The organism is Pedobacter sp. 01N416 (assembly GCF_056399685.1).
Map to the genome: position 1 here is coordinate 1 of NZ_JBFTRT010000365.1, position 5,097 is coordinate 5,097.

The following is a 5,097-nucleotide window of genomic DNA, read 5'->3' on the forward strand; positions in this document are numbered from 1 at the left end:
ATCAAACACCTCGACATTAACATTAACGATTTTTTATTGGATTCACTTTCGGGAAATGATACAACAAGATTTTACTATACAAAAGATGCATCCTTTCAGATTGCAGGTTATAAATCGATAACGAAAGATAAAATGTATTCAATGAAAGTTGACACCATTAAAGGCTCTACAGCATCAAAAAAAATAACGGTTAAAGGATTTAAACTTACCCCATTGTACGATGAGCTTACTTTTGCAAGAAAGTACAAGATCCAGAAAGACCGGTATAACCTCAGTTTTGATAAAATAGAATTTAATGGAGTTGACTTTATTGGTTTAAATACCGACCAGAAGCTGCATGCAAAATCGCTGAGGATTGGCCCCGCAAATGTTGAAGTTTTTATGAGCCGCGAATCGCCTCCGCCTCCAGGCTTTGATAAAGGCCGAAACTACCCACATATGGCCCTAAAAAGATTAAACATGCCTACCCTGATTGATACGGTAAAGCTGAGAAACATTAATGTTAAATATGCTGAATTTAACCCGGCGAGTAAAAAAATTGGATCAGTTGACTTTAAGGCGCTAACAGGAAACATTTTAAACGTAACCAACGATAGTTTACAATTGCGCAAAAAGAGCCATGCTCTGGCAGATTTAAACTCGCTTTTAATGGGGACCGGAAAGCTGAATATAAAAATCGATTTCAACCTTACCGATAATAATGGGGCATTTACCTATAGCGGTAACCTGGGTAGGTTTGATATGAAAAATTTAAATCCACTATCAAAATCGCTGGGCCTGGTTGAAATAGAGAGCGGCAATATACAACATGTTGATTTTAAGGCGAACGGAAATTTAAGATCTGCAACGGGATCGATGAATATGTTGTACACCGATTTAAAGGTGAAATTACTATCTGACAATATTGATGGCGAGGGAACCAAGGAAAAAGGTTTTTTGTCTTTTTTGGCCAATGTCATTTTAGTTAAAAACGAAAATCCACAAAAAGGCGAAGCACCAAGAACAGCAAGCATGGCCAATACGAGAGTTAATTCAGCCTCCTTTTTTAACCTGATGTGGAAAACCGTTTTTGTGGGCATAAAGGATATTGTAGGCGTTGGTGTGGTCCCAGAAAAGAATCCGGTAAAACAGCAAAAAGTAATTGCAAAAAAAATAAGGGAACAAAAACGGGCAGACAGAAAAGCAGCGCGGAAGGCCCGGAGAGAAAAAAACTGATCTTACACTTTTCAAATATATGTTTATAACCGTATATTGCTAATAAAACCACAGCCTCTCATTTTTTAATGCCTGATACCAGAAGATACCGTTATAGAATTTTTAAATGGATTGCGTGTACATTACTCAGTGTTTTTATTGTACTTGTAGGTATAGCCTGGCTGTTAAATGTTAAGTCGCGCCCTATTTTAACCGATAGGATCAAAACACTGCTCTATAAATCGACCGATAGTTTATATACCATTAGTTTTACCAAGGTTTCTACCAATGTTTTTACRGGCAATGCCACCTTACAGAATGTAAGAATAATACCTGATACCAATCGGTTTAAGCAACTCATAGCCTTAAAAAGAGCACCAAATAATTTATATACGGTATCTTTAAAAAAACTGGTGGTGAAGCACTTCCACCCATTAACCTTGTACCGCGAAAAAAAACTTCAGCTGGAAGAAATCATATTTGATAAACCTGAAGTAACAATGGTTAACCAGCAATTTGCTTTTAACGAGGGGCGTGCACCCAGGCCCATTAAATCGCCTTATGCTATCATCTCTAAAAACCTGAATGAATTTAGCATTAAAAGCATCAGGTTTAAGGATGTAAGTTTTAAATATATCAATAAAAATGTACCCAATTCAGTACCTTTCTCTATTGATGACCTCAACATTACCTTAACCGACCTGTTGGTAGATTCTACCTCTGCTGAAGATCCAACAAGATTTTATCTGATTAAAGATATTGTGATCAATCTGAATAACTATGTATACCGTACGCCAGACAAAATGTACGATATCCAATTAGATAAACTGGATTTTAGGGCAACAACGGGTAAGTTAAGGATTAACAGTTTTGCTTTGGTACCACTGCACGATGAGATGAACTTTGGCAAAGTTGCAGGGTTTGCGAAGGAACGTTTCAACATCAAGATGAGCGACATTATGCTTAATGGGATTGATTTGCCATTATACATTAGCAAACAAGAACTTTGGGCAAAGGAAATGGCCATTACCAACGGTTTCGTTTCAGTATTTAACCATAATGGCCTCCCAAAAAAACACCAGGAAAGCAAAGTCGGAAAGTTTCCCCATCAACTTTTGCAGCTTCTTGATGCGCCTATTCTGGTCCAGAAAATCCAGCTGAAGGATATAAATGTGAATTACGCTGTTTACAACAATGAGAGTAACCAAAAGGGGCAGATTAGTTTCGAGCATACCTCGGGCATTATAAAAAACGCCACCAACCTCGAAAAAATTAAAGCCATAAACCCTATTATGGAGGTTAACCTAAACACTTACCTATTTGGGCAGGGAAAACTTGATGTAAACTTTATATTTGATCTTACCGCTAAAGATGGTGCCTTTTCTTACAATGGGGTTTTACACAATTTTAATGCGCGGGTTTTAAATCAGATTACCAAACCCTTAGGCTTGGTCCGCATTAACCGTGGGAGTGTGGATAAATTGAAGTTTAATTTTAAAGCGAACGATTTAGGCGCAAAAGGAACGGTAGCGTTCTCCTACTACGACCTTTCTGTAGCGCTGATGAAAAACGATCCCGAAAAAGATCACCTGGTTACCCGCGGTTTTCTTTCTTTCTTAGCAAATGCTTTAATCATTAAATCAGAAAACCCCGGTGCAGACGGAAAGCTGATACCTGTAACCGTAAATTACAGCAGGCCGGCAAATACATCTTTCTTTAACATGATCTGGAAGAGCCTTTTTACGGGCATAAAATATAGCATCGGTATTACGGAAGAAAAGCAGAATGAAGTACGTGAGCATATTGCAAAGTTTAAAGCCATGCGGGCCAATCATATGCAAAGGAAACAGAAACGCTTAGAGCGGCGGATAAGACGTGAACGGGAACAAAATGAAAAGCGATAACATTTTGTAACCTTTTCTTATCTTTATTCTCTAAACCTTAAACTAAAATTATGATTATTGCCCTCGTTATTATCGGATTTATATTCCTTATCGGGATTTTCTTTTACAACTCGCTTATCGGGAAGAAAAACCAGGTAACCAATGCCTTCTCGGCCATTGATGTAATGCTTAAAAAACGGTTCGACCTTATTCCAAATCTTGTTGAAGTGGTAAAACAGTACACTACTTATGAGCAGGGGACTTTGACGAAAATAGTTGAACTAAGAGCTAAAGCAGGCTCACCAAACATTAGCAATGCAGAAAAAGCAGATTTAGATGCGCAATTGAGCAGTAGTGTGAAAGGTTTAATGGTTAACATCGAAAATTATCCTGATTTAAAAGCCAATACCAACTTTATTAACCTGCRAACTACCTGGACTGAAAGCGAAGAGCAGATTGCCGCTGCCAGAAGAACCTATAATGCTTCGGTAACCGATTACAATAATGCGATTATGATGTTTCCGGGCAGTTTATTTGCCGGAATGTTAAATTTCCAGCCCATTGCCGTTTTAGAAACCGCAGCCGAGGAACGTAAAAACATTAGCGCAAAAGAACTCTTTAATAATTAATGTCGTTCGATATTGCAAATAATGTAGCCTTACAGCAAGTTTTGGCTACAATGGAGGTAGAGCGCAAAAGAATTGCCGGTACCCAAACCAAAGGTTATATTTTTATTGCAGCGGGCATTCTGCTCTGTGTTTTAGGCTTTTTCTTAGGTTTTCCTATTCCTGGTGTAATTGGCGGCTTAATACCCCTTATTTACGGCAGTATTTTGTTATTTAAAATCAACGATTCTTTAACAGCTTACCAAAATGCCTACAAAACCAATGTAATTGGTGCTGCCCTTAAATTTTTAGATGAAAGTTTATCGATTAGTCCCTATCAAGGAATTGATGCATCGGAGTTTATGTACACACAGTTGTTTAGCAATGAGCCTGATCGTTATAAAACAGAGGATCTGGTAACTGGATGTGCTGATAAAACCCGGTTTTACTTTGCTGAGGTACATGCCGAATATAAAACAGTAACCCAAACAAAAGACGGAACCCGAACAGAGTGGCATGACATTTTTAGAGGAATTATCTTTGCTGCCGATTTTAACAAAAAGTTTAATGGTGTAACCATTGTTAGGCCAAAAGATTTCGGAGCAGCTTTTGGTGCATGGTTTTCAAAGAATCTGTTTTCTTTTGGTAGTAACGATGTTATTCAACTGGAGAATCTAGACTTTGATAAGACTTTTGTGACCTATGGCTCCGATCAGGTCGAATCCAGATACATCCTTACACCTGCCATGATGGAGCGGATATTAAACCTCAACCATCAAACAAAATATAACATCAGTTTATCCTTTATCGAATCGAGGATGTATATCGCTTTCCCACTGAACCGGAACTATTTCGAAGCACCCGTTTTTAAATCATTGCTGAGCCCAGAAACCGTAAATGAAGATATCTCCACCATAAAGTTTATGTATGATATTGTTAAGGAGCTGGATCTGAATACAAGAATTTGGGGTAAGGAATAACAGATTTCAAATAGAAATTCGTCATCTCGATCCGATAGCTATCGGATGAAGCGGAGTCCCGACTTTCGGGAGAGAGATCTATTGAGACAGATTTTGCTTCGCAGAGCCTTCGGGTCTCGACTTCATTGCACTCCACTCGAAATGACGATCTTTCGAGCCCTAGAAAACTTCGGAAGTTTAACCAGGGCTCATCCTAGACATACGAAGTTTTCCAGCGTACCAGCCTCTTAAAAATTCATGAGCCTTCGGCGCTAGCTCAAATGTTTTTTCACAATTTCTTCGAGTGCAGCAATATCAAATGGTTTCGATAGGTAACTATCAGCACCGGCTTCATCGGCTAATGAAGATATATCATTATTGGCCGAAAAATAAATTACCGGAATATGTTTTAAATCAGGATGGTTTTTTAATGCCTTAGTAGCCTGTATCCCTCCC

The 5,097-nt window shown here is 38.4% G+C and carries 5 protein-coding genes; 4 read left to right on the forward strand and 1 reads right to left on the reverse strand.

Annotated features, from left to right (window positions below; all coding sequences use genetic code 11):
• The 4 genes from AC1DND_RS18840 to AC1DND_RS18855 form a co-directional block, all read left to right on the forward strand.
• The coding region (locus AC1DND_RS18840) for a hypothetical protein (RefSeq protein ID WP_477583946.1) at window positions 1–1,215 on the forward strand (1,215 nt) is incomplete at its 5' end.
• A 68-nt stretch (window positions 1,216–1,283) separates the two neighbouring features.
• Window positions 1,284–3,098, forward strand: a complete 1,815-nt coding sequence (locus AC1DND_RS18845; RefSeq protein WP_477583947.1) for a hypothetical protein — start codon at window positions 1,284–1,286, stop codon at window positions 3,096–3,098.
• 50 nt (window positions 3,099–3,148) lie between these two features.
• On the forward strand, window positions 3,149–3,706 hold the full coding sequence (locus AC1DND_RS18850) for a LemA family protein (RefSeq protein WP_477583949.1): 558 nt from the start codon (window positions 3,149–3,151) through the stop codon (window positions 3,704–3,706).
• On the forward strand, window positions 3,706–4,662 hold the full coding sequence (locus AC1DND_RS18855; protein WP_477583951.1) for a DUF3137 domain-containing protein: 957 nt from the start codon (window positions 3,706–3,708) through the stop codon (window positions 4,660–4,662). Before AC1DND_RS18850 ends, AC1DND_RS18855 begins: the two co-directional genes overlap by 1 nt.
• A gap of 251 nt (window positions 4,663–4,913) precedes the next feature.
• On the opposite strand, the gene AC1DND_RS18860 is transcribed toward AC1DND_RS18855, so the two are convergent.
• On the reverse strand, window positions 4,914–5,097 hold a 184-nt coding region (locus AC1DND_RS18860), incomplete at its 5' end, for a response regulator (RefSeq protein WP_477583953.1).

Coding starts and splice junctions, on each gene's coding strand:
- AC1DND_RS18855 (WP_477583951.1), top strand. CDS start 3,706: ATGTCGTTCGATATTGCAAATAATGTAGCCTTACAGCAAGTTTTGGCT.